This is a genomic window from Paraburkholderia sp. IMGN_8 (assembly GCF_038050405.1).
Classification (GTDB): Bacteria; Pseudomonadota; Gammaproteobacteria; order Burkholderiales; family Burkholderiaceae; genus Paraburkholderia.
In genome coordinates this window covers 1225870-1248071 of sequence record NZ_CP150900.1, presented here as the reverse complement: position 1 = coordinate 1248071, position 22202 = coordinate 1225870, and the positions used below count along the sequence as shown (strand labels likewise).

The following is a 22202-nucleotide window of genomic DNA, read 5'->3' as shown; positions in this document are numbered from 1 at the left end:
GACCCCGGTTCAACCTTTTAAATCAAGCCAATCAAGGGTTTTCACTACCTCTTGCTGTGAATAAAATGCGTATAGCGTTAAATACGCGCTCTTCAATTCAAGCAGGGAGGTTCATCATGAAAGTCACCGCGCTTTCCACAGTCGTCGCTTTGAGTGCACTCTTCCTCGCTCCGGCCTTCGCCAGTGAACATATGCACGTGAATCACGACCACGAACACACCCGCTATCAACCGCCCGGCAAAACCCAAACAAGCACGGATCAGTCAACATCGGCTGCTAAGCCACAAGACAACCAGCAAACAACAACGGACAGCAAATAAGATCACCGCAAGCCGCAGGGTCGTCATATCGCCATCGGCGTACGGGTAGCGCAACGAACGTGCGCTCCGATCAGGACTGCGCGCCCCGCCTACCGCGCATAGCGAAGCAGGAAATCCCGTAAAGGCGGGTTCACAATTTCGGCATGCGTCAAGTTCGGCGTGTGCCCCGCCTTGTCGACCAGCACAAGCTCTTTGCAGTTCGGCAACGCAGCGGCCAACGCCTGCGCACAGCCAGGGCTGATGGCGACGTCGTCGCGTCCGTGAAACACGATCGACGTATGCGTAATCTCGCCAAGGCGCGGCGTGATATCGTCTCTCGAAACAAGGGCATTCACAGCGTGTTCGAAGTGTTCGGCGCTAGCGTTCATCCATTTGCGAATCCATGCGGATGCCGCGTACTCCGGACCAAACAGAAACACCGACAGATTCTCCGCCACATTTCTGGCGCCATTGCGCGCCCACTCCGCCTTCAGCTCTTCAAAAGACTGCCGGACCTGCTCGGAGTCGACATCGCTTCTTGTCGATATCAGAACGAGCGCCCGAAAACGATCCGGCTCCAGTAACGCCGCACGCATCGATATAAATCCGCCCTGGGACATGCCGACAAGCGATGCCGAGGCAACCTCCAGATGGTCGAGCAAAGCGATGAGATCCTTCGCGGAGTCCCAGTAGCTGAACGCCCGGGTGGTGGTCCCAGTCGCGCCAAAACCGCGCTGATCCCATACGACACAACGGAACTCATTCCGGAGTTCAACAACGTTCGGCTGGAACATGTCGCCGTCCATCAGGAAGCCATGACTGAAAACAACGACAGGCGCCCCAGAAGGACCGAATTCATCGTAGGCGAAACGTATCCCTTCTCGTTCAAAAAACGGCATGCCTATCCCTACTTTCGAATAACACAATGAATTTCGTGCGAGTCCGTCTTCCCCGGTGCGATGGAATCTCTCTCACACATCACGGTAGCTTCAATATATGCCGAGCGCTGCTGGAACACCTGACCGAAACAGCCGATTGCTTGTCAAATCGTCCAGAATTCGTTGCGTGAACGACGCTATGCAGTGATAGACGACTGAGACATCCACGTTGAGCGTGTACACACGCGACTGCCCGTCCATACGCATCTCATCACGGTCACGCGCGTAACAACGCGATCGGATACCCATCATGTCAGAACACGTTTATACCCATTGACTGCACTCCTTACTTTTGATTAAGTGAGGCCTAGGAGAATTGCCAATCGAATGGCTTTCCGCAAGATCTCGCCGCTTACCGAAGCGTCTTTTTTGTATTCATGGAACCCCGGCAAGGCGTATGCACCGCCTCGTTCCACGAGGAGAAATTTTTTGGGTATGACGACAGTACCAATTGATGGAGACAAGCCTGTCTGGATTCTGCAAGGAAGTTTCGGGCGAGCCACGGTGAACTTCATAAGCCGTCCGCTTGTCGCTCACGCGCACTCCCAATACCAGTTCCTTTTCAAGCTTGGCGGAAGCAATTGCAATTTCCGCATCGGTACAGACGATTGCGCGCTCACAACCGAGCGGGCCATCTGTCTGAACCCCTGGGTCGAACACTCGAAAAGCAGCAGTGACGACGAGCCGTCCCTGATCCTCTCGCTCGTCATCGAAGCACCTTGGCTGCGTCAGCAATTGAAACTTGCTGAGAGCGGGACGGCGAGCATCTTTCCTAAAGCTGAGGTCGTCGTCACACCGGACGTGCGGCATCACGTGGATCGCATCGCCGCGGCGATCACCAACCACCTGGTCGCGCAGGACGACGGTTGCGTGCACATTCTTGTGGATCTGGTCACCGCACTCGGTCGAGACTTTGCCGATCCTGCGCTGACGGCGGGGATCATCTCGTCAGGCAGACCGATCGACTTTCGCATCCGCAAAGCGGTGGATTTCATCAAGCATGCGTCGGCAACGAATCCCACCGTCGGCCAGGTGGCCGCTCAGGTCGGTCTATCCAGGTCGAGATTTTTCCAGCAATTTCGCCTATGCATGGGCATTTCGCCGCAGCACTACATCGATTGGGTCCGTATGTCGCGTGCGATCCAGTTGCTCGGGGCCGGCGACAAACCGCTTGCCGATGTTGCCGAGGAGTTGGGGTTCGAAGAACACAGCCATTTCACACGTTTTTTCGCGCAACACATGGGTGTGCCACCCAGTGAATTTCGCAGGCATTCGGTTACGCTGGACAATCAGCGAGGCTGAGCGGTCAAGAGACCGTCCTCCTCGCCGTCACCCTTGAATCTGCGATCCGCGATGAGCACAGATCGCTGCGCGCGGGCGGAAGAACGGAATCAGGCCGCGGACCTCCGCGCTGCGTGGCCACTCTCACTGAGAGACGTGTCGGCGACAACTGGATTGCGAAGCACACCCAGTCCGTCGATTTCGACCTCGACCCAGTCTCCCGGCCGCATATGAACCAGGCCCGGCGTCGGAAACGGACCGTATTGACGCGAGAGATCGCGACCCTCGACGTCATCCGGCTGAGGCTTCAACGCGCCCGGCGTTCCCATTGCAATGAGGTCCCCTGAGCGCAAACGATAACCTTGACTCAGATAGCTGATCACTTGCGCAACGCCCAACAACATGTCGTCCAATGGCGCGCGCTGACGGACGACACCATTGATGCGAGTCATGACAGTGTGCTTCGCTGGATCGCCAAACTCGTCGCTGGTCATCAACCATGGTCCATAGGACCCGGATGCTTCGAAGTTCTTGCCGAGGCCGAATTGACGATTGTGCATCTGGAACTCACGAACCGATCCTTCGTTGAGACAGGTGTAACCCGCCACATGCTCCAACGCTCGCTCCACCGGAATATAACGCCCCGGCGTGCCGATGACGACGCCCAATTCGCCCTCGTAGTCGAACGCACGTGCAACGGATTCCGGCGGCGCCAGAATTGGCTCGCCCGCGCCGACATAGGACGCAGCTGTGCGCATGAACAGGTGTGGAAACTCACTGGACGTCTGAAGTCCAGTCTCCGCGATGTGGCTCTTGAAGTTTAGCGCCAGTGCCCAGAGAGCGTTCGGGCGGTCCAGGAAGGGCTTGAGTGCGACATCAGCCAGAGCCCGGTCTCCTTGTCGCCCTTCTGCCGCGCGCCGCAGCCGCATCAGCCCATCCTCCTGCTCCAGGATTGAAATGAGGCTGGATGGAAGGTCCGGAGCAATATCGGAGACGGCGAGGAAGTGCGTCGCGCTAGTGACGATTCCCAGTGCGGTGCGGCCGGTTTCGGCGTAAGCAATAATCTTCATGATCGAGGGTATTTTCGCGTTGGAGTAAAAAGCTGGATTTGAAGTTCGGAGGCAGCCCCGTTTGCGAGCCCAATCGCTGGCTTGTCATGGAGCGGTAAATGACCTGGCGAGTCTCAGTTCTCCACCACGGCTTCCGCGGGAAATTTTTGAGCCGTTCTGCGACCGACCAACGACAGGGCGGCGAGCGCGAGAATCGCAGCACCTGCGGGCAGCACGGAGGTGAGGACGATATCGCGTACGGGCCAGCCGAGCGACAGCAGCCCGCCCCCGATCGCCGGCCCCACAAAGGAACCGACCCGCCCTATCGCATGCCCCCAGCCGACACCGGTCGCGCGTATCTCCGGAGGATAAAAAGCCACAGCGAGCGCGGTCTGACCCATGATGCCGTTGACCAGACCGGCGCCGATCACGCCGATGAGCAACAGAACGAGGCCCGAAGACACGGCCATCTGGCTAAGGCCGGCAATACTGCTCATCACCAGCACCAATCCCAGAACCAGAGCCGACTTCACCCTGAGCCTGCCGGCGAGCGTCATCATCGCGACAGCCGCCGTCATCAGGATGTTGCCGCTCAGGCCACCGATACTGAAGGCCGCCATGCCGACCGACGCATGATCCGGTGAGAAGCCGAAATCCACCAGCAGCGTCGGCACCCAGAAGAGCAGTGCATAGACGTCCATAAAGATCAGAAATGAAAACAGCCAGAGCAGGCACGTGTAGGCTCCGAGACCATTTTCGAACAGGGCCTTGAGCGGGTTCGTCACACGCACGGCGGCGGCATCGATTTTCTCCGGGCCGCGAGCCGGGAGGATGCGAAAAAATGCGGGAACCAGCAGGAAAGGAAGGACACCGCCGGTCAGAAAGATCGATTGCCAGCCGAAGTGACCCATCAGGGGGCCGCCGGCCACACCGCCCGTAACCGCACCAACTGACATCCCGGTCGTAATGAGCAGGGATGCCGCCACCTTATGTTTCGCTCCAATGATGCCCGCCGACGCCGTAATGGCGATCGGCAGCGCCCCGCCCAAGCCGATGGCCGCCGCAAGGCGCATGATGGACAAGCCGGCAATATTGTCCGCATACATCGTCAGCAACGTGCTTCCGGCGAACAGCACGACGCTTGCGACACCAATATAACGGTGTCCGAAACGTTGAGCCAATGGACCGGATGCCATGAAGCCAAGCGCCGCGCCGATGTTCGTCGCCACGAAAACGGTGGTGAACAGCGCCGGCGCCAGGTGCCATTCATGAGCGAGCTTTGGCACGACAAAGGAGATCGACGTCGTGTTGAATCCATCGAGGACGATCACGAGAAAACACACCAGCAGGGCCAGTAGCGGACCTGCGCGGCGTGTTTCGGCCAGGCCGCCTTCCATAGACGGTTTCGGGTCTTTCACATTCATCGAATCATCTCCTTGCAACATCTGCACGGCCACGCGGCCCAGCCGGAGTGCTGTAGCCAGGCATTGGCGAACGCCTGTTGAACTGACGCACCACCATGGGTTCAAGCCCGTATGGACGTTGCGATGCGTTCTTCCAGCGCAGGGGAAAAAATGCGCTTGGGAAGCATGCAGTGAATACCCTTCGGCGGGATGGTCGAGTAGACCGTGCCGGTCTGATTGGCGTATTGCGTCACGCGGAAGCTACCGGCAACGCTATAGATTCCGTAGCAATCTTCCGGCGCAATGCCGGTCGCGGCGGACAGCCAGCCGATCATCTGCCGCAAGCAGGCAACCAGTGAGTTCTCCAGGGAGTCAGAAAACCCGAAACCGATCCAGTGGTCGGGCGTCTCTGCCATCGGCACACTCAGGGCAGCGCCCTTATGGAGGATGTACTGGATGCGCATCTCTTCAAAAGCCGTCTCAATCGAGGTCTGATCGACGTTTCCTTCACCCGATGCCCCCATGGAGCCGCCGGTCCACACGCGGGCGCCACTGACCTGTACAGGCAGGAAGATCGACGTGTCCACACCAAGCACGGCACAATCCAGATTGCCGCCGTAATTGCCGGCCAGATTCGCGCTGATGGGTTTGTCGCCGGTCGGCTGCGCGGCGATATACGCCTGGAATGGCCTGAGTGGAATATTGACGCCGGGCACATACGCCGCAGCCGTCCTCTCCTTGTCGAATTTCAGATATCGGAGGTAGGGCTTGAAATCGTGCGGCAATGCGCCGACGCCGGGCGGCGCGGAGTTCCAGCCCCAGTCGATCGGCCGCATCTTCAACATACGGCATTCGACCAGATCGCCTGCTTCGGCACCGATGATCGAAACGGGTCCGATCAGCGAGAAGGGACCGTTCGGGTACTTCTTGCGGATCGGCTCGCGCTCCTTGAAGGTCAGCCCGTACTTCGCCTCATTGCCCCAATTGGTCCATGTGCCGTCGTACCAGACGGTATCTCCCGACCTGATCGTGACCGCCGTCGGCGCACCGGGGTCGATCTGCCCGACCTTGACCGTGTCGAGCGACGGCACCAGTTTGATGGTCTGTCCTTCGCGCGCGGCCGCCGCAACAGCCGCTCCTTGCGACGTGCCGCTTTGCGCGCGAGCGCTCCCCGACAGTCCTAAAGCGCCCGCGGCAAACGCGCCGAAGCCGAGTTTCAGGATAGATCGCCGGCAAGCGTCGGTGGCGTCGAGTGTCGTGGCACGCCTGTCGTCTGCGGCGCTTGTCGCGCTGACTGCATCGCGGTGTTCTGTTTCGCGTTTCATGAAAATCTTCCCAATATGTTTCGATAGGACACGACGTGTCATCGCACGGTCGTTGCACCGATTGCTTCAATTGCACCCTTGACCACCTGGTCATCAATCTCCGAAGGTGCACCACTCGCACCGACAGCACCTAGCAGGTGCCCATCGACAAAGACAGGAAACACGCCTCGTGCCGGGAGAAACGGCGCGAAATAACCTGCGCCTGAAACATTGCTGTACTCCGAAGGATCGTCCTTGAAGCGTTGCTCCAGTGTTGCACCGGACTGGCCGCCGAGCGCAACGGAAGCGAAGGCTTTTCCGCGGGCGAAATCAATGCTGACAAAGGGTGCACCGTCCATGCGCACAGCCATGATGAGGTGACCTCCTGGGTCGAGCACGGCGAAGCTCATCGCGAGATGGCGGCTCTGCGCGCTCGCCGTGGCGATCTCGACGAGCTTCGTCGCCTGCCTGATGCTCAGCGAATAGCTCGCAACCGGGGCTGCTGCCTGTTGCGACTGCGTGGCGTCGGCGGCACGAACGTCGCTCAGGAAAACAAGGCAGGCCGAACCAAGCAAGGTGGCCAATACAGCCCTGATTGACGGAGCAAAACGACACACTCTCAAGCTAGTCTCCTCTTCATGACACTTCGCGCAGGACTCGATGGATGAAGCTTATGTTGTGTCGAGCGATTTGCTATAACCAGAAAGATCACGCGCTTACCAACAAGTCCGATAATTTTCGACCGGCCTTTTCGCTGAGAACGTCACCCTCGGCGTCACCCAAAAAGTTGAGCTTGTTACTGACCCGAAGCGGGCGCCGGTGTTGCCGGTTTCGATGCGGCCGCTTTGCGTTCCGCATCCAGAAGATTTTGCGGATAGTTATCCTGATTGCCCGACTGTCTATAACCGCTCTTCTCGAGTGCCTTCAGCTCGGCGTTCTTCTTTGCCCGCGCGGCCTTGCGCTGAGCCTTCCGTTGGGCCTTGGCGATCTGTTTTGGCGTTGACGCGGCCATGGATGAGGACGCATCCCCACCCGCTGATTGAGCCTTCGCCACAGGTGCCTCAATAAGCACCAAGCCAAGCGTTACGACGAGTGCAGTTGAAACTGCACGAAATTGGACCATGATTGAGTCTCTTTGAAAGTTAGGGTAGATGGATGGCGATGCAGCGAAGCTCTATCGGCCGCTGAACGCAATCGCGCCAGCCGGCGCATTGGTTCGGCGTTGATTGACGACTCTTGAGGCTCACTCGCCGCTTCAGACGAGGAGATACAGGAACGTGCCCCAGGACCGCTTGACGAAGCCTTGGGGCACAACCGTCTAACAGCACGGTCCTTCGGCGAATCACAAGCGCCGAATAATGACCGGGACGGTTACTGGGTCGCGAATACCGCTACACCAGCGCCTGCGAATTGCTCCGAATGGCCCGGTGCATGTGGCACGAAAACGTGATGAGACTCACCGTCCACCGCGACCGAGTGAGCGCCCATCGCCGTAGGGACAATGGCGACAATGCTGCGCGTGGCGGCGTCGATGATGCCGAGCGCCGGATCGAACTTCGCCGTCTTGCTTCCGACCTGGGAGACGTTGTCAGCCGAATGATGACCGGCGGCGAGGAAGTAGCGATTGGATACCGGGTCGTACACGGCTTCGTCGGTGCCGCCAAACGGCAACTCGGCGACGGTTTTGCCATTCGTACGGTCGATGATCAACGTCGTCTGCTTGCCGCCCTCGTCCGGATCACACCCGATCAGTGCATCGTTTCCCGGCCCCATTGCGAGGCCGGTCGGACCTTCACAGCCCTTCAGCACGAATACGTTCGCCACGACAGGTTTTCCTTCGAGAACGGACGCGACGGGAATCACATCGACCTCCCCTTTCGGGTTGGCTTTCGTGCCATCGTTGTTCAGCACGAAGTTCTTGCCTTTCGGGTCGTAGGCACACGCTTCAAGACCGGTCGAACCTTTTAACGTGAGTTTCCCGATCACCGCCTGGGTCTCGGTATTGATAAAGGTGGCGAAAGGCGGCTCTTCCGCGCCGCTCGAAAACATCACGACGTGATGTTCAGGGTCCAGACAGCTCTCGTCGGCTCGAATACCGGACGTGCTGACGGTAATGGTCTTCACCAGCTTTTTTGTTGCGACGTCGATCAGCTTGACCGCGTTGACATCGCCCACGTACACCAACGAGGTGCCCGGCACGGGTGTGACCCCCGACGGGCCCGATTTGTCGTGGCTGGGCCCAATGCCGGCGAAGTCCGCCGAAATCTGGTCGAGCAGCGTGGCCGTTTTCGCGTCGAATACGTCGAGCGTGGCATTCGCCCCGTCGGCAAGGTAATACTTGCCGTCCGCCGACGCGCTGATATCAAAGCCGAACGGTTTGGCGCTCGTCACCGGAATATTCGCAACCCACTTCGGCACGGTCTCTGCCGCGTCGCTACCCCACGCGTAAGCACCGACCGCCAAAGCACCCGTTACAGCCAGTCCAAGGTATGCACGTTTCATTTGTTGACTCCTCCAACCATCGTTAAAATTTCCAGCCTCAGCTGGGGTGGGGAGCGTTTCCCCATTTCGGTTATCGCCACGCTGGCGCGTCGGCGAAGTAAAGGTGGTCAGAAAGCGTGATAGATGCCAAGCCGCACGTCAGCCTGTTGCCCCGCCAAAGAGGGCGCGAAACTTCCACCAATGACGGCGTCCACGCCGGATGACGCTTTCAGGTAATCCCCCGAGATATAGACCTGGGTACGCTTTGACAGCGAATAAAGCGCGGCCGCGGTCACCTGATTCCACGTGTGGCCTTCAAAGCCGGTGTGCTGGTAGCCCAGAACCAGTTGCGTGGCAGGTGTGACCTGATACGTCGCGCCCGTTTCATAGACATGCATGACCGAGGTCTGGGCCTGGTACTTCAGGACGGTGTCGCTGAAGTTGCCGTAGAGGGTGAAGTCTCCAATCGCATACGACGCGCCGATCCCGAACGTTCCCAGCGACCTGATCTGAAACTCCGGTATCAGATCGGTCGCGGTATTGCCCGACACACTGGCGACCGGCACGCCGAAGAACGTGCGGGTACCAATTTGCGCATAAGGGTCTAGCGTGGGCGTGGCCTGGTACGTGTACGCCGCGCCGATAGTCAGAGGTCCGTTGGCGTATTGCAAACCGGCACTCCAACCGCTTCCGTCATGAAAGCTTCCGGGCGTATTGCTAAAACCGTACATCGCCCCAAACGTGAAGCCGCCCCATACGGGACTCGTGTACTTGATTGAATTTTTCAGCCGGTCATTGTTGGTGTGGTCAAAGTCGCCCTGGTGGATCGCGTAACCGCTGCCAGAGGCGCCCACGTTGAACTGGCCAAAGAAATCCGCACTGAAGTCGAACTGATTGCCCATAGTCAGCGTGCCGTAGTCGGTCTGCAGGCCCACCCATGCTTGCTGGCCAAATAGCGTGTTCGGCTGATTGAGCTGACCGTTGTTCAGGTTAAACAGACTCGACAACTTGAAAACCGTCTTGATGCCACCTCCCAGATCCTCAGTGCCCGTCAATATCCATAGATTTGGAAACAGCACACCGCTATCGGCCCTGGTATTGCTGTGGCCGCCTTCGTTGTCGACGAAAGTCACGCCATCGTCCAGTTTGCCTGCCATCGTCACGCTACTCTGCGCAAAGCTCGCGGTACTCAGTCCGGCGCTGAACAGCCCAGCACCGATGACCGCGGCAATCAGCCTTCGTTTCATGTCTTCCTCTCTCGCTCCAGGTAATGGATTCACTGCGAGCCGCTTCCTGTCTCACAGTTCGTATTTATATATTCGTTATACGAATTATCTAGCCGGGAAATTCAGCTAAAAAACACCCGATGCACCGGCCTGACAATCAGATCGCATCGGTCGAAGCCTTAGCCGGTTTTCCGACCACCGCCACGCCAAACCCTTCTTCAATCCGGCCACTTTCGCAACAAACTATGCAATCGATTGCATTCTATTACGCCGTTCGAGCGAGTCAATAATTTCGTGACTCACGTTTTCCCCTGGCTTTCACGATTGTTCAGATGAACATTATTCAGCAGTCGATTGCATGCCGATCTTCTCTGAAGCCGGGATTGTCCAGAAGCTATAACCGGGGTACGCGAGGCGCATCCGCGCTGGCGATTCCTTCGCAAAGACATGAACACGTTGCAGCAGCGTCCGCACGTTGAAGATCGGCAGATCGCTTTACTCTCCGGATGCACGCCCGCGCCATCCAGTTACCGATTGCGTTGGCCGACCCGGATCGTTATCCAGATAATACGGAACATCGGGTCATAGTCCTTGATCTCGAAGTCTCGCTGCTTATCAAAGCGTCCGTTTTCGTGATCGACGGCAAAGGGAATAGCGACGATAGTGACAACGGACGTGCAAAACGCACAATCCAGCACGCGGCTACCGACCGTGCGGTCATTCGTCGCTCCGCAGCGTTAGCCGATTCGCTCTTTCCTGCCGCGCCCGAGCACGTCCGCGAGCACCGCGATGAGGAGTACGGAGCCGATGACCAGTGGCTGCCAGTTTGCATTGAGGTTCAGGAGGTTCATCCCGTCAATCACAAGCGCGAGAATGATGCACCCGGACAGTGTGCCCAACAGACTTCCCACGCCACCGAACAGCGACGTGCCACCGATCAGGATGGCCGCGATAACGGGGAGCAGAAGCGGCTCGCCCATGGCTGAATCTGCTGCATTGACTCGCGCGAGATAAACCAGTGCGGCAATGCCGGACATCAAACCGCTTATTGTGTAAACAGCGATTTTGCGCCGACGCACGGGAATACCGGAGAGCCGCGCAACCTCGCTATTCGCGCCAATCGCGTAGATTTCACGGCCAAAGTTGAGCCCTCCCGTGATGAGCGTCGCGCCAGCCAGCACGAATACCATCATGTAGACAGGCAGCGGTATGCCGCCAAGAAATCCCGTTCCGAGTGTTCTGAACGCCATCGGAAAACCGTAGATCTCGTTGCCGCCCATGTAATGGAACGCGAGTCCCTGAACGACCCACAGCATCCCATAGGTGGCAAGAAACGGTGGAAGTCGCAACAGCGTCACCGCCAGACCGTTGAGCAGGCCGATCAGCGTACTGCACGAAAGCGCGGTCGCGGCCGCCAGGATCGGCGACCCGCCGGTCTTCATGACACCCGCTGCAAGACAGGCGGATAGCGTGAGGTTGGCCGCGATCGAGAGATCGAAGCCACCCGACAGGATCACCAGCGTGAGCCCGGAGGCGAGCAAAAACATCAGGCTGGCCTGACGCAAGACGTTGAGCAGATTGGGCGCCGCGGAGAACGCGGCCGTCGCGAAAGCCAATGCTATCGCAATCAGCACGATGAGTATGACGCGATAGATGAGCGTGGCGGTTTCTTCGCGGACATGATGACGAACATCCAGCAGGCTCACGCGGGACAATACAAAGCGGGAGTTGTTCAGAATACTCATGCTTTCGCTCCATTCACTCTGGACTTGCGAACACTATCGATCACGACAACGAGCAGGACCAGCATCCCCACGGAGACAACCTGAAGAGAGGACTCGATGCCGAGGAGATTCAACGCATTTCGTAGAACGCCGATCGTCACGACGCCCATGACCGTACCGAACAACCACCCGTCGCCACGCTCAAAAGAAGTGCCGCCGAGGACCACTGCCGCAATCGCATCGAACTCCATCCCGATCGCCGACGCCGGCTCCGCGGAATTCATTCGGCCGACCAGCACAAGCGCCGCCAATCCGACCATCAATCCTCCGAAGACATAGATGGCAACGTGAAATACCTTGGCCTTGATACCGGCAAGAAGCAGCGCATCCCGATTACCGCCGATGGCGAACACATAGGTGCCAAACCTGGTGTGGTACAGCAGCAGATGAGTGAGCGCGTATGCGAGGAGCGCAAGGATCACCGGAAACGGAATACCGAGGATGGTCCACGCATATAGCTGGGCCACGACTGGGTTGCCGATGACAACCGCGTTGCCGTCCGTCAGCACGAGCGCAATACCGTGGGCGATGCCTAGCGTACCGAGGGTGACAACAAAGGGAGGAAGCCCCAGCTTCGCGATGAGTGTGCCGTTGAACAAACCTGCCAGCATCCCCACCGCCACTGAAGCGCATAACGCCAGCGCGATGCCCCAGCCCAACCCCAGGGTCTGGGCGAAAACGACCGCGCAGAGACTGAGTAGCGCGCCCACTGAAAGGTCGAGCCCCTCGCTCAGGATGACAAGCGTCATCGGCATGGCAATCATGAGCAGGATCGAGACCTGCAGTCCGATGTTGGTGATATTGCCGCTCGATGCAAATCCGGGCACACCCAGCATCGCCGCCACAGCAAGTACGACACTCGCCGCGACAATCGACGGCACAGGCCGCCTCCTTCGCATCACGCTGACTCTTTCAATGCTTGCTTCCATGATTTAGCTCCCGTGCATCGCCAGGCGAAGAATGTTCTGTTCGCTCAGGTTTTCTCTCGGCAATTCACCCGAGACCACTCCTTCGCGCATGACATAGGCGCGATCGCAAACGTGAACAATCTCGGCCAATTCAGAACTGATGAGCAGAACGGCGGCGCCGTCTTTGATCAGGTTCTCGATCAGATTGAAGATTTCCGTCTTTGCGCCGATGTCGATGCCGCGCGTCGGTTCATCGAATATGAAGAGACGACAGCCTGCACTGAGCCATTTGCCAATCACGATCTTCTGCTGATTGCCGCCGCTCAGCACACGGGCGCTTTTACCGGGGTCGCCGGGCGCGATCCGCAGGGAATCGATGAGCGCTTGAGTGGCACTCCTTGCTTTCTCCGCTTGATACCATCCTCGCGGAAAGAGTTTCCACAGACTGGCCGTAAGCAGGTTTTCGTGCACGGAGCGTTTCAGGGCAAGCCCCTCCTGCTTCCGGTTCTCAGGAATCAGGCCTACGCCCATCGCCGCGACTTTGTGAGGGCCGCCGGTCACGGCTTGCCCGAAGACAGTGACCTGGCCAGTTTGAATCGGGTCTGCGCCGAAAACTGCCCGCACAACCTCCGTGCGCCCGGCGCCGACAAGCCCCGAGAGTCCGACAATCTCGCCGCACCGGACCTGAAGATCGACGCCGCGAACGCCGGTCGCGGTGGTCAGCCGACGCACATCGAGCGCGACCTTGCCCGGCTCGCCGAAATAGTGGCGCTTGTACACCGTACCGACTGACCGGCCAACCATCAGCGCGATCAGTTCGTCGGGTGTCGCGGCAGTGGCCAGCATCGACTGCACCAGACGGCCATCGCGCAGCACCGTGACGCGATCGCCCAGATCGAATACCTCTTTCATGCGATGCGAGATATAAACGATCGCGACGCCGGACTCGCGCAGTTTGCGCACGACATTGAACAGCGCCTCGGCTTCCCGATCGGAAATCGCCGCCGTCGGCTCGTCCATCACGAGGACGCGCGCATGGTGCGAAAGCGCCTTCGCGATCTCCACCATTTGCTGCTGCGCGACGCCGAGATCGGCCGCGTACGCATGGGTATCGTAGGCCAGTCCGAGTTCTTCCAGTGCAGCCCTGGCATCGAGATGCATCTGGCGATGATCGAGCAGACCGAAGCGATTGCGTGGCTCGCGACCCAGGTAGATGTTCTGCGCGATCGTCAGATGCGGAACGAGGGAAAACTCCTGGAAGATCACCGCAATGCCCAGTCGTTTGGCGTCAGCAGGAGACTCGATGGCGATGGGTCGGCCATCGCTGAAAAACGCTCCGGAGTCGGCCCTGTACGCGCCGAACAATACCTTCATCAAGGACGACTTTCCTGCACCGTTCTCCCCGAGAAGCATATGCACTTCGCCGGCATACAGTTGAAGATCGACGTCGGTCAGGGCGCGCACACCCGGGAAGCTCTTGCAGATCTTGCGCAATTCCAGAAGAGGCACGGCGGCGGTCGGAATCGTTGTTTCCATGTTTGCCTTCACTTTGTGGCTCGAGTTGTCACTGGCGACGCAGTCGTACCGTTCGAGCGATGCCCGGCTACGCGCCAGCGCAGACCCTTACCTCGTTAGTTGCTAACGATTTCGGCCCATTTCGGACACTGCCGTTTGTCGCCCGGCACTTCGAATGGCGCATAGTTCGTCTTGTCGATGACGATGCCCTTGATCAGAATGGTCTGCGGAACGGACTCCTTACGCACAGTCCTCACGGCCGCCATCGTGGCGATGCAGCCCATCTTGTAACCGTTGAATTCGGCGGTCGCCAACAGGCGGCCGTCCTTGATGGCCTTGACCGACTCCGGCACACCGCCGATGCCCACCACCTTGACCTGCTTCTGGCCGGCCGCCTCCAGTGCTTCAATCGCCCCCATCGCCATCACGTCCGCTGCCGCGAGCACACCGTCGATTTTGGGATTCGACTGAATCAGGTTCTCCATCACCTGAAGCGCCTGCAGACGCTGGTAGTTGGCGGGTTGGGACGCCAGCAGCTTGACGTTCGGAAACTCCTCCAGCGCCTTGTGAAAACCGCGCACCCGCTCGTCACTCGTCGTGGATCCCTTCACCCCTTCAAGGATGACGACATTGCCTTTCCCATCCAGGCTCCTGAGCAAATAACGGCCGACGTCCAGACCAAGATTGAAGTCGTCGGCCACGACGACAGAGGCGAATTTGCCGCCGGCAACCCGATCGTTGTAGTTGACGATCGGAATGCCGATCGCGTTGACCTTCTCGATCTCCGGCACGACGCCATGAGGATTGACGCCCATGAACAGCACGGCGTTGGGCTTCCTGACACTCACGTCCTCGAGTTCGCTGAGCTGCTCACCCAGATCATTGGGCCGCGTAGGGGCGTAATGGGTCACGGAAACGCCGAGGTCCTTCGCTGCGGCATCGACGCCGGCGTGCACGAGGGCGAAATGCGGATCGACCTGATTCTTGTAGAAGGCCGCGACGCTCTCGCCTGCCGCAAACGCGTTTGGCCCGGTGGTGATGCCCAGCGCGACCGCACAGGTCATGAGAAGGCGTTTTTTTGCCGATTGGCTCGTCAGTTCTGGTATCAGTTTCAAGGTCGTCTCCGTTTAACTATTCTTGTGGCAGGCCCGAATGCGGATGCCCCGGGCCCAGTACGCCAGTCCGGTCGCCGCAACGCATCCGGGATGCACATTCAATCTCGCACACAATTCATGCAATCGTTTGCTTAATTGCGTGCGAGAAATTAAGCTTTTGCTGCATCGTGCTTATGTCGCACCTGTCTTTGCAACCGGTGCGCCATGGCGCCGCGCGTACACCGACTGCACCTTCGAACTTCGCCCTTGCACCTATGCCCGATCGCTGCCGGAGGCACTGTGCTGGCAGCACTTCAGGGCGCGCCATCCTGATTTGTTCGCGCCCGACATATTTCATGCAAACGTATGCATATACTAGCGAGACAGACACCTTTGTCAATGCATTTCTGACACCTGGAGCATAGGGTTTGTACTTGCAACATTGAGGGCAACCCTTTGCACCTATACAATCACTTCCATGGCCAAATCATCTGAATCCCGCGCAACGAGCCGCGTGACAATTCGCGAAGTCGCGCATCACGCGTCTGTCAACGCGTCGACCGTGTCGCGAGCGCTCAATCCCGCAACGCGTCATCTGATTGGGGACGAAGTCGTCCGCAGGGTATTGGCGTCCGCGAAATCGCTGGGCTACCGTCAGAACAAGCTTGCGTCCGCGCTTCGCGGCGGCCAGTCGAGGGTGGTCGGGGTGTGCCTGCCCGATATCGAGAACCCCATATTCCCGCCCATTGTTTGCGGCATCGAAGAAGAGCTCGCGGCAGAAGGCTACGGCGTCCTGATCGCCAATACCGTTGGCACGCTGAAAGATCAGGAACGCATGCTCGAACAGATGCTCGAGCGGCAGGTCGACGGTCTGGTCCTCGCCACTGCCGCCCGTCAGGATCCGTTGGTACGGCGTTGCCTTCTCGACGGCATACCCGTCGTGCTGGTGAATCGCGCGGAGGAAGGCGGACAGGTTCCGGAAGTGGTCAACGACGACTTCCTCTCCATGAAGCTTGCCGTCGATCATCTGGTGAAACAGGGGCACAAGCGGATTGCGCACCTCGCGGGCCCTGAGCGCCTCGCCACCGGGTTCTCGCGAATTCAGGGCTTCCAGATGGCGGTGCAGCAGCATCGTCTGACCGGCGCCGTCATCCTCGAGGCTGCCGAGTTCACGCGCGAAGCGGGCCGGGCGGCCTGCGACCAGCTGCTAAAGGAGCACAAAAGCGTGACCGCCATCATCGCCGCGAACGACCTGATCGCGCTGGGATGCTATGACGTGTTTGCGGAACATCATCTAGCGTGCCCGAAGGATATTTCGCTTATCGGCCACAACGACATGCCGCTTCTCGACATGCTTCATCCGCCTTTGACGACGCTGCGCATCCAGCATCGGGAAATGGGACGGCAGGCCGCAAAACTGCTGCTCGGCATGATTGCCACGCCGGGTGCGGCCCCGCACCGGATTACGCTGCCTCCCGAACTGATGGTTCGCGGCTCGACCGCCGCACCGCGCAACACGCCGCTGCGAGCGAGGGCAGCGAAAACCGCGGCCTCCTCAGTGGAGTGATCCGCACTGCGGCAGCAGGCAGGCTGAAACCACGGACGCGCCGCTGTCTCAGCCTGAATCGCCTCGTTCAAGCGGGCAGCGTGCGCTGACGCGCGTGCCATTCGCGCGGTGCATAGCCGATACGCGCTTTGAAGAACGTCGAAAACGCGCTCGCCGTGAATCCAAGACTGCGGGCCGTCTCCGCGACTGAAATACCGTGCACCAGTGCGCACATCGCCGTACCCACCTGCACTTCCCGGCGCCATCGGCCGACACTGGTGCCCAGTTCTTTGGTAAAAATCCGGCTCAAGGTGCGGCTGCTGACGCCAGCCTGGCTTGCCGCGCTCTCGAGCGCCACATCTTTGGTGGGATGCATGAGCAGTGTCTCGCATAGTGCGGCGACACGGCTTCCCGGCGACGGCATGCGGACAGAAAAATGCCAGGCGGTTTCAGGCATTGTGTGCAGCTCATCGGCTAACAGAGCGACTACCGCTGCGAACGAGCGGTCTTTGGCCGGTCGTTGCACTGCCGAAAATATCGCGGCCAATACGTCGGAGCAATTTAGAACGCGCGTCGCGGGTATGAGGTCTGCGCTCAGCGCGGCATCTATTCGCAGTTCGCAAATATCGGCTGCGTGCACGGACAAGACGCTATGCGTAACGGCCGGCGGACACCAGATGCCGTTGCCTTGCGTCACACAGTGCGCGCGCCGTCCCGCCGTGACCCACATGCCGCCGCGCCGCACATATAAAAAAATGCCCACAGATGCACTTTGGGCATGCCGCCGCTCACAAGCGCCAAGTCGCATGCCCGTCAAAACAGAGGTGGAGTCACTCACGCATAACCTTTGCGGGTCGCCATAGAAAGCACGCGCGCAGATACGACTGCCGTCGGCTCGTCAGCAGTGCTCTGGCCTCAGAAATGGCATCGCAAGCAGAATCTTCCCCGGGCGGCCGGAACGGTTATGCAACGCGCGCCGTTCCCCCGGCGCAATGCGGCACGAATCGAAGGCTGTTAGCGCGGCCTCGCCCTGATCAGTCATCACGATGACTTCGCCTTCCAGCACTACATAATGTTTTTCGACAGGCGATGCATCCGAGGTGGTGTAGCCGCCTGGCTCTATCGTCGAAACGCCGATCCACAGCGACTCCGCCGGTCCGGCTTCGTGGCCTTGAAGCCGGACGCACCGCATTGAAAAGTGGTTGGGCGGAAAATATTCCAGTGCCTCTTCAAAGCGGGTGACGTTCATGGTTTGAGCAACACCCGGTTAGCCGCGCCGCGGAAAACGGCCTGATACGCCAGCGCCGCGTCGGACAGGTCGAAGACGAAATCCTCAACGATGGGGAACGGCTTTAACGTGCCACGCTCGAACGCCGGCAGCAACGCATCGAGAATGAGCGCGCCTTCGGTGCTGTCGAGTGCAAGTGTGTCGATCCCGACATAGGTGTGCTGCCCCCGATAGAACGTGAAGATGTCAAACGGCACCGGACGCTCGATGGTAGAGATGAAAATCTGCGTACCTCGCACCGCCATGGCGTTGTTGGCCTTCTCGAAGTACGGACTGCCAACCGTGTTGTACACGACGTCTGCGCCGTGGCCGTCAGTCAATTGACAAACCACTTCATCCAGGTTTTGCGACGAGGCGTCGATCATGGTGACATCGGCGTTCGCATGGCCGATATACGGTTCATTCGTGCGCTCGACACCGAACACCTTCGCTCCGGCCAGCGTCGCGAGCTGTATCGCGGCCTGCCCCACTTTTCCGTTTGCACCCAGCACGAGGACGACGTCGCCTCGTTCCACGCCCCCAGCCCGTTGCAGCCCTTCGAAGGCGGTCACGAACGGCACGCCGATCGCGCCCGCTTCCTCCATCGTCAGATTGCCCGGCTTGGCACGCACGCTGCCCACAGGCACCGCGAGATAGCCGGCATGGGTGCCATCGCGCCGGATGCCCAACTCACCGCCGCTGCCCCACACTTCCTTGCCGAGCATCTCCTGCGGCCCCTCGACGACAATGCCGGCGTAATCGCGTCCCGGCGTGCGCGGCCACACCGCATGGGGCATGAAGCCCAACACGGCCTTCACGTCGCTCGGGTTTACCGCGGCGCTCACCACGCGCACGAGGCAGTCGGCATAGTCGACATCGGGTACGTCTTGCGCGCCGATATGCAGATCGAGCGAGTCGATGTGGGCGCTCTTTTCCATCACACGAACTGTTTTCATTTATTCGATTTCCTAAAAGGTCAAGATGACGGGTCGAGCGGTTCTGTAGCGCTCGGCCAGTGCCACATATCGGAGAGCCGAGGCCGCCATCCCCTCGAATTCTTCGTCGCTCAGCGTGCGCAACAGACGCGCGGGGTTCCCTGCCCACAACTCGCCGGCGCCTACCACCTTGCGAGGCGTGAGGACCGCGCCGGCGGCCAGCATGCTGCCTGAGCTGACAACGGCTCCATCGAGTACGCGTGCGCCGAAGCCGACAAACCCTCCGTCTTCGATGGTGCAGGCGTGCAAAATCGCGCCATGTCCGACGGTCACGTCATCGCCGACGATGACTGGCAGACCGTTGGTCGTGCCGTGGATGACCGTACCGTCCTGGATGTTCGTGCGCATGCCGATGACGATTTTCCGGACGTCGCCGCGCAGCACGCAGTTGCACCAAATGGACGCCTGACGACCTATCGATACGTCGCCGATAAGCGTCGTGCCGTGGGCGATGTAGGCGCTCGGATCCACCATTGGCGCGCCGAATACCGATGCGTCCTGAGCCGCGCTCATCGCTTCAGACCCAGAAGCTCGCGAGCCTCCTGACTGGTCGCGAGTTCACCGCCCAACGATTGCACGATGTCGCGCGCACGGGTGACCAGTACCGCATTGCTTTCGGCGAGCACGCCCTTGGCGATGTAAATGTTGTCTTCAAGGCCGACCCGGACATGACCGCCCGCCAGCCATGACTGGGCGACGATCGGGAATTCGAAACGGCCGACGCCGAAGGCCGACCAGACGGCGTCACCCGGTAGCAGATCACGCGCGTAGAGAAGCGTTTCCGGACTGGCCGAGAAGCCGTATTTGACGCCCATCACCAGGGTCCAGAGACCTGGACCCTCCAGAACGCCCTCCTTGATCAGGTCCAATGCGAGGTGCAGGTCACCGGAGTCGAAAATCTCAAGCTCGGGCTTGACGCCGGCCTCGCGAATGACATTGGCCATGCGAGTGACATTCTTAGGTGTATTGATGACTACGTCGCCGCCGGAATTCATGGTGTTCAGATCGAGACTGCAGATGTCCGGCTTGAGTTCGAGAATATGCTCGACGCGCTTTTCCGGCGGCAGCAACGTAGTGCCCGGCGCCGCCACTCTGGGGTGGTGGTCGCTCGGAATGAAGCGCCCGCCCGGGCCGGTGGTGAGATTGATGATGAGTTCGGCGTTCACCGCGCGAATGCGTTCGATGACTTCACGGTAAAGCGCCAGGTCCATCGAGGGTCGTCCCGTGTCGGGATCGCGCACGTGGATATGAACGGCTGCCGCGCCTGCGGCCGCGGCCTCGAGCGACGCGATGGCAATCTGCCCGGGCGTGATCGGCAACCCCGGGTGCTGCTCCGGTTTGGTGATATTGCCGGTTACAGCGCAGGTGATGATGGTCTTGCGGGAATGCATGTTGAGCCTCGCTGCGACTAGTTGAGGCGCCGGCCACCGTCGACGACGATGGTCACACCGGTGCTGAATGTCAGATGAGTGGCGCAGGCTTCGATCGCCGCGGCGATATCCTCCGGCGTGCCGATGCGGCCGAGCGGCGTGGTGGCCGCGACCTTGTCGTTGAAGTCGTCGCCGCGGCCGGGAACAAAGGACGTGTCGACCACCCCTGGAGACACGTTCAGGACACGAATGCGTGGCGCAAGCGCACGGCCGAGCGACGCCGCCATCACATCCAGTCCGGCTTTGGCCGCGCAGTAGGCGATATTGCTGCCGACGCCGGTGGTCCCGGAAATCGACGACACGTTGATGACGAGGCCGTCGCCCGACGCATCGAGCAGTGGGCGAAAAGCGCGGATGGCCGCGAATTGTCCGCGCCAGTTGACCTTCAGGATCTCATCGATCAATTCGTCGGTGAGCGCATCCAGATCGGCGTGCTTGACGGGCTGGGTAAAGCCCGCGGTGTTCACGAGAATATCCGCGCGGCCATACCGGTCACGAACCAGACCGGCCAGCGCGCCCAGACTCTCGCTCGCGGTAATGGATGCAAGCGCGGCGCCGTGGCCTTCGCCTGGCAGGTCGGCAGCCACGCGCTGCGCTTTGGCGAGGTCGTGCTGACCCACGACTACGACGCGGGCGCCCGCTTGTGCAAGACGCCTGGCTGTGGCAACGCCGATCCCGCCGGTTCCGCCCAGGATGACCGCGACCTTCCCTGAAAGAGTGTTGGACACTTGAGACCTCTGCCTTACTTGATGGGGGGAGTTGGGTAAGTCGGCGTTCCTTCGGCGAGCACGAAGTCGTATTCGAGCGTGTAGTAGAGCCTGTCTACGTCCTGCTTCGGCCCCGTGCCCGGATCGTGGCGCTCGAACGTGCCGACGAGCCGACGGTTGACACCAAACACGACATCGGAATTCAGGTGTTCCGAGTCATCGGCGAACACTTGCGAGACCAGGGTCGCGTAGCCTTGCGCGATGATGACGAAGTGCAGATGCGCTGGCCGGAAAGGGTGACGATTCTGCTTTTCGAGCAGCACGCCTACCGGCCCATCGGTGGGCACGGGGTAACCGGCGGGACGCACGGTCTTGCAGGTAAACCGGCCCTCGCTATCGGTGTAGAAGTGGCCGCGCAGGTTCATGTCGGGCTGGCTCGCGTCCTGGTTTTCGTACAAGCCGACTGGCGAGGCTTGCCAGACGTCGACCTTGGCGTTGGCAACGGGTTCACCCCGGGTGTTGAGCACGCGGCCGTCCACGAAGAGCGGAGAACCCGGCGAGTCCCCGCATGCGATGCTTTCGCCATTCGCGTATTGCGGCGAGTCGCCCCGATAGAACGGCCCCAGCAGGGCACCCGGCGTGCGGCCGCTTGTGTCCGAGTTGTTCAGCAACGTAACGAGAGTCGACAAGCCCAGCACGTCGGCGAGCAGAACGACCTCATTGTGTTTGTCGTTGCACGCCAGACCGACCGCCCTCACGAAATCCAGGCCCTTCTCGAATTCCTCATCGGTCAGCCTCACCTGCTTCAGGAACGCGTGGCCGTGTTCGACTAGCGCGTCGACGAGCTCCTTGAGCCGGGGGTTGTCGGTCGCGCCCATTGCCGCCTTGACAACCGCGGTTACCGACGCCGCGTCATCAGGCACATTGTCCAGATGGTTCAAATTTGCCACAGGTCACCTCCATCAATGCAATCGT

22 protein-coding genes are annotated in these 22202 nt (G+C 59.8%); 3 read left to right on the top strand and 19 right to left on the bottom strand.

Annotated elements, in window-relative coordinates:
• Positions 1 to 116: 116 nt before the first annotated feature.
• Positions 117 to 320 (top strand): hypothetical protein, encoded by a 204-nt coding sequence (locus tag WN982_RS06015; protein WP_341314838.1) that lies wholly within the window; start codon positions 117 to 119, stop codon positions 318 to 320.
• A gap of 89 nt (positions 321 to 409) precedes the next feature.
• Here the strand turns inward: WN982_RS06015 and WN982_RS06010 are convergent, their stop codons facing one another.
• Positions 410 to 1093 carry an alpha/beta hydrolase gene (locus WN982_RS06010; protein WP_341314837.1) on the bottom strand — a complete coding sequence of 228 codons (684 nt, stop codon included), beginning with the start codon at positions 1091 to 1093 and terminating at the stop codon, positions 410 to 412.
• 471 nt (positions 1094 to 1564) lie between these two features.
• Here WN982_RS06010 and WN982_RS06005 point away from each other — a divergent pair, with 471 nt between their 5' ends.
• Positions 1565 to 2539 (top strand): AraC family transcriptional regulator, encoded by a 975-nt coding sequence (locus WN982_RS06005; protein WP_341314836.1) that lies wholly within the window; start codon positions 1565 to 1567, stop codon positions 2537 to 2539.
• An 89-nt stretch (positions 2540 to 2628) separates the two neighbouring features.
• On the opposite strand, the gene WN982_RS06000 is transcribed toward WN982_RS06005, so the two are convergent.
• The 11 genes from WN982_RS06000 to WN982_RS05950 form a co-directional block, all read right to left on the bottom strand.
• A complete protein-coding gene (locus WN982_RS06000) occupies positions 2629 to 3588 on the bottom strand; it encodes a fumarylacetoacetate hydrolase family protein (protein ID WP_341314835.1) in 960 nt (319 codons plus the stop codon).
• 113 nt (positions 3589 to 3701) lie between these two features.
• Positions 3702 to 4991, bottom strand: a complete 1290-nt coding sequence (locus tag WN982_RS05995) for an MFS transporter (RefSeq protein WP_341314834.1) — start codon at positions 4989 to 4991, stop codon at positions 3702 to 3704.
• Between the two features lie 101 nt (positions 4992 to 5092).
• Positions 5093 to 6295, bottom strand: coding sequence for an acetamidase (locus WN982_RS05990; RefSeq protein WP_341314833.1), 1203 nt, complete (start codon positions 6293 to 6295; stop codon positions 5093 to 5095).
• Between the two features lie 38 nt (positions 6296 to 6333).
• Positions 6334 to 6858, bottom strand: a complete 525-nt coding sequence (locus WN982_RS05985; RefSeq protein WP_341314832.1) for a heme-binding protein — start codon at positions 6856 to 6858, stop codon at positions 6334 to 6336.
• A 212-nt stretch (positions 6859 to 7070) separates the two neighbouring features.
• Positions 7071 to 7397 (bottom strand): hypothetical protein, encoded by a 327-nt coding sequence (locus WN982_RS05980; RefSeq protein ID WP_341314831.1) that lies wholly within the window; start codon positions 7395 to 7397, stop codon positions 7071 to 7073.
• 248 nt (positions 7398 to 7645) lie between these two features.
• On the bottom strand, positions 7646 to 8776 hold the full coding sequence (locus tag WN982_RS05975) for a hypothetical protein (RefSeq protein WP_341314830.1): 1131 nt from the start codon (positions 8774 to 8776) through the stop codon (positions 7646 to 7648).
• A gap of 107 nt (positions 8777 to 8883) precedes the next feature.
• Positions 8884 to 10002, bottom strand: a complete 1119-nt coding sequence (locus WN982_RS05970; protein ID WP_341314829.1) for a porin — start codon at positions 10000 to 10002, stop codon at positions 8884 to 8886.
• 716 nt (positions 10003 to 10718) lie between these two features.
• Complete coding sequence (locus WN982_RS05965) at positions 10719 to 11726, bottom strand: ABC transporter permease (protein WP_341314828.1); 1008 nt, start codon at positions 11724 to 11726, stop codon at positions 10719 to 10721.
• A complete protein-coding gene (locus WN982_RS05960) occupies positions 11723 to 12694 on the bottom strand; it encodes an ABC transporter permease (protein ID WP_341314827.1) in 972 nt (323 codons plus the stop codon). Before WN982_RS05960 ends, WN982_RS05965 begins: the two co-directional genes overlap by 4 nt.
• Positions 12695 to 12697: 3 nt before the next feature.
• Complete coding sequence (locus WN982_RS05955) at positions 12698 to 14209, bottom strand: sugar ABC transporter ATP-binding protein (protein ID WP_341314826.1); 1512 nt, start codon at positions 14207 to 14209, stop codon at positions 12698 to 12700.
• 95 nt (positions 14210 to 14304) lie between these two features.
• Positions 14305 to 15303, bottom strand: coding sequence for a sugar ABC transporter substrate-binding protein (locus tag WN982_RS05950; RefSeq protein ID WP_341314825.1), 999 nt, complete (start codon positions 15301 to 15303; stop codon positions 14305 to 14307).
• A gap of 493 nt (positions 15304 to 15796) precedes the next feature.
• Here WN982_RS05950 and WN982_RS05945 point away from each other — a divergent pair, with 493 nt between their 5' ends.
• Positions 15797 to 16849 carry a LacI family DNA-binding transcriptional regulator gene (locus WN982_RS05945; RefSeq protein WP_341314824.1) on the top strand — a complete coding sequence of 351 codons (1053 nt, stop codon included), beginning with the start codon at positions 15797 to 15799 and terminating at the stop codon, positions 16847 to 16849.
• A gap of 67 nt (positions 16850 to 16916) precedes the next feature.
• Here the strand turns inward: WN982_RS05945 and WN982_RS05940 are convergent, their stop codons facing one another.
• The 7 genes from WN982_RS05940 to WN982_RS05910 form a co-directional block, all read right to left on the bottom strand.
• Complete coding sequence (locus WN982_RS05940) at positions 16917 to 17204, bottom strand: helix-turn-helix domain-containing protein (protein WP_341314823.1); 288 nt, start codon at positions 17202 to 17204, stop codon at positions 16917 to 16919.
• Positions 17205 to 17726: 522 nt separating this feature from the next.
• Entirely contained in the window at positions 17727 to 18077 is a 351-nt protein-coding gene (locus WN982_RS05935; RefSeq protein ID WP_341314822.1) for a cupin domain-containing protein, read from the bottom strand.
• Positions 18074 to 19051 carry a zinc-binding alcohol dehydrogenase family protein gene (locus WN982_RS05930; protein ID WP_341314821.1) on the bottom strand — a complete coding sequence of 326 codons (978 nt, stop codon included), beginning with the start codon at positions 19049 to 19051 and terminating at the stop codon, positions 18074 to 18076. Before WN982_RS05930 ends, WN982_RS05935 begins: the two co-directional genes overlap by 4 nt.
• 12 nt (positions 19052 to 19063) lie before the next feature.
• A complete protein-coding gene (locus WN982_RS05925; RefSeq protein ID WP_341314820.1) occupies positions 19064 to 19603 on the bottom strand; it encodes a gamma carbonic anhydrase family protein in 540 nt (179 codons plus the stop codon).
• On the bottom strand, positions 19600 to 20481 hold the full coding sequence (locus tag WN982_RS05920) for a 3-keto-5-aminohexanoate cleavage protein (RefSeq protein WP_341314819.1): 882 nt from the start codon (positions 20479 to 20481) through the stop codon (positions 19600 to 19602). The genes WN982_RS05925 and WN982_RS05920 overlap by 4 nt, the downstream gene beginning before the upstream one ends.
• A gap of 17 nt (positions 20482 to 20498) precedes the next feature.
• Positions 20499 to 21248: an SDR family oxidoreductase gene (locus tag WN982_RS05915; protein WP_341314818.1), complete on the bottom strand. Its 750-nt coding sequence runs from the start codon at positions 21246 to 21248 to the stop codon at positions 20499 to 20501.
• A 14-nt stretch (positions 21249 to 21262) separates the two neighbouring features.
• Complete coding sequence (locus tag WN982_RS05910; RefSeq protein WP_341315727.1) at positions 21263 to 22105, bottom strand: dioxygenase; 843 nt, start codon at positions 22103 to 22105, stop codon at positions 21263 to 21265.
• Positions 22106 to 22202: the final 97 nt, after the last annotated feature.

Coding starts and splice junctions, on each gene's coding strand:
- WN982_RS05930 (WP_341314821.1), bottom strand. CDS start 19,051: ATGAAAACAGTTCGTGTGATGGAAAAGAGCGCCCACATCGACTCGCTC.
- WN982_RS06015 (WP_341314838.1), top strand. CDS start 117: ATGAAAGTCACCGCGCTTTCCACAGTCGTCGCTTTGAGTGCACTCTTC.
- WN982_RS05910 (WP_341315727.1), bottom strand. CDS start 22,105: ATGGGCGCGACCGACAACCCCCGGCTCAAGGAGCTCGTCGACGCGCTA.
- WN982_RS06005 (WP_341314836.1), top strand. CDS start 1,565: ATGGCTTTCCGCAAGATCTCGCCGCTTACCGAAGCGTCTTTTTTGTAT.
- WN982_RS05975 (WP_341314830.1), bottom strand. CDS start 8,776: ATGAAACGTGCATACCTTGGACTGGCTGTAACGGGTGCTTTGGCGGTC.
- WN982_RS05925 (WP_341314820.1), bottom strand. CDS start 19,603: ATGAGCGCGGCTCAGGACGCATCGGTATTCGGCGCGCCAATGGTGGAT.
- WN982_RS06010 (WP_341314837.1), bottom strand. CDS start 1,093: ATGTTCCAGCCGAACGTTGTTGAACTCCGGAATGAGTTCCGTTGTGTC.
- WN982_RS05940 (WP_341314823.1), bottom strand. CDS start 17,204: ATGCATCCCACCAAAGATGTGGCGCTCGAGAGCGCGGCAAGCCAGGCT.
- WN982_RS05970 (WP_341314829.1), bottom strand. CDS start 10,002: ATGAAACGAAGGCTGATTGCCGCGGTCATCGGTGCTGGGCTGTTCAGC.
- WN982_RS06000 (WP_341314835.1), bottom strand. CDS start 3,588: ATGAAGATTATTGCTTACGCCGAAACCGGCCGCACCGCACTGGGAATC.
- WN982_RS05995 (WP_341314834.1), bottom strand. CDS start 4,991: ATGAATGTGAAAGACCCGAAACCGTCTATGGAAGGCGGCCTGGCCGAA.
- WN982_RS05990 (WP_341314833.1), bottom strand. CDS start 6,295: ATGAAACGCGAAACAGAACACCGCGATGCAGTCAGCGCGACAAGCGCC.
- WN982_RS05960 (WP_341314827.1), bottom strand. CDS start 12,694: ATGGAAGCAAGCATTGAAAGAGTCAGCGTGATGCGAAGGAGGCGGCCT.
- WN982_RS05965 (WP_341314828.1), bottom strand. CDS start 11,726: ATGAGTATTCTGAACAACTCCCGCTTTGTATTGTCCCGCGTGAGCCTG.
- WN982_RS05980 (WP_341314831.1), bottom strand. CDS start 7,397: ATGGTCCAATTTCGTGCAGTTTCAACTGCACTCGTCGTAACGCTTGGC.
- WN982_RS05955 (WP_341314826.1), bottom strand. CDS start 14,209: ATGGAAACAACGATTCCGACCGCCGCCGTGCCTCTTCTGGAATTGCGC.
- WN982_RS05935 (WP_341314822.1), bottom strand. CDS start 18,077: ATGAACGTCACCCGCTTTGAAGAGGCACTGGAATATTTTCCGCCCAAC.
- WN982_RS05920 (WP_341314819.1), bottom strand. CDS start 20,481: ATGCATTCCCGCAAGACCATCATCACCTGCGCTGTAACCGGCAATATC.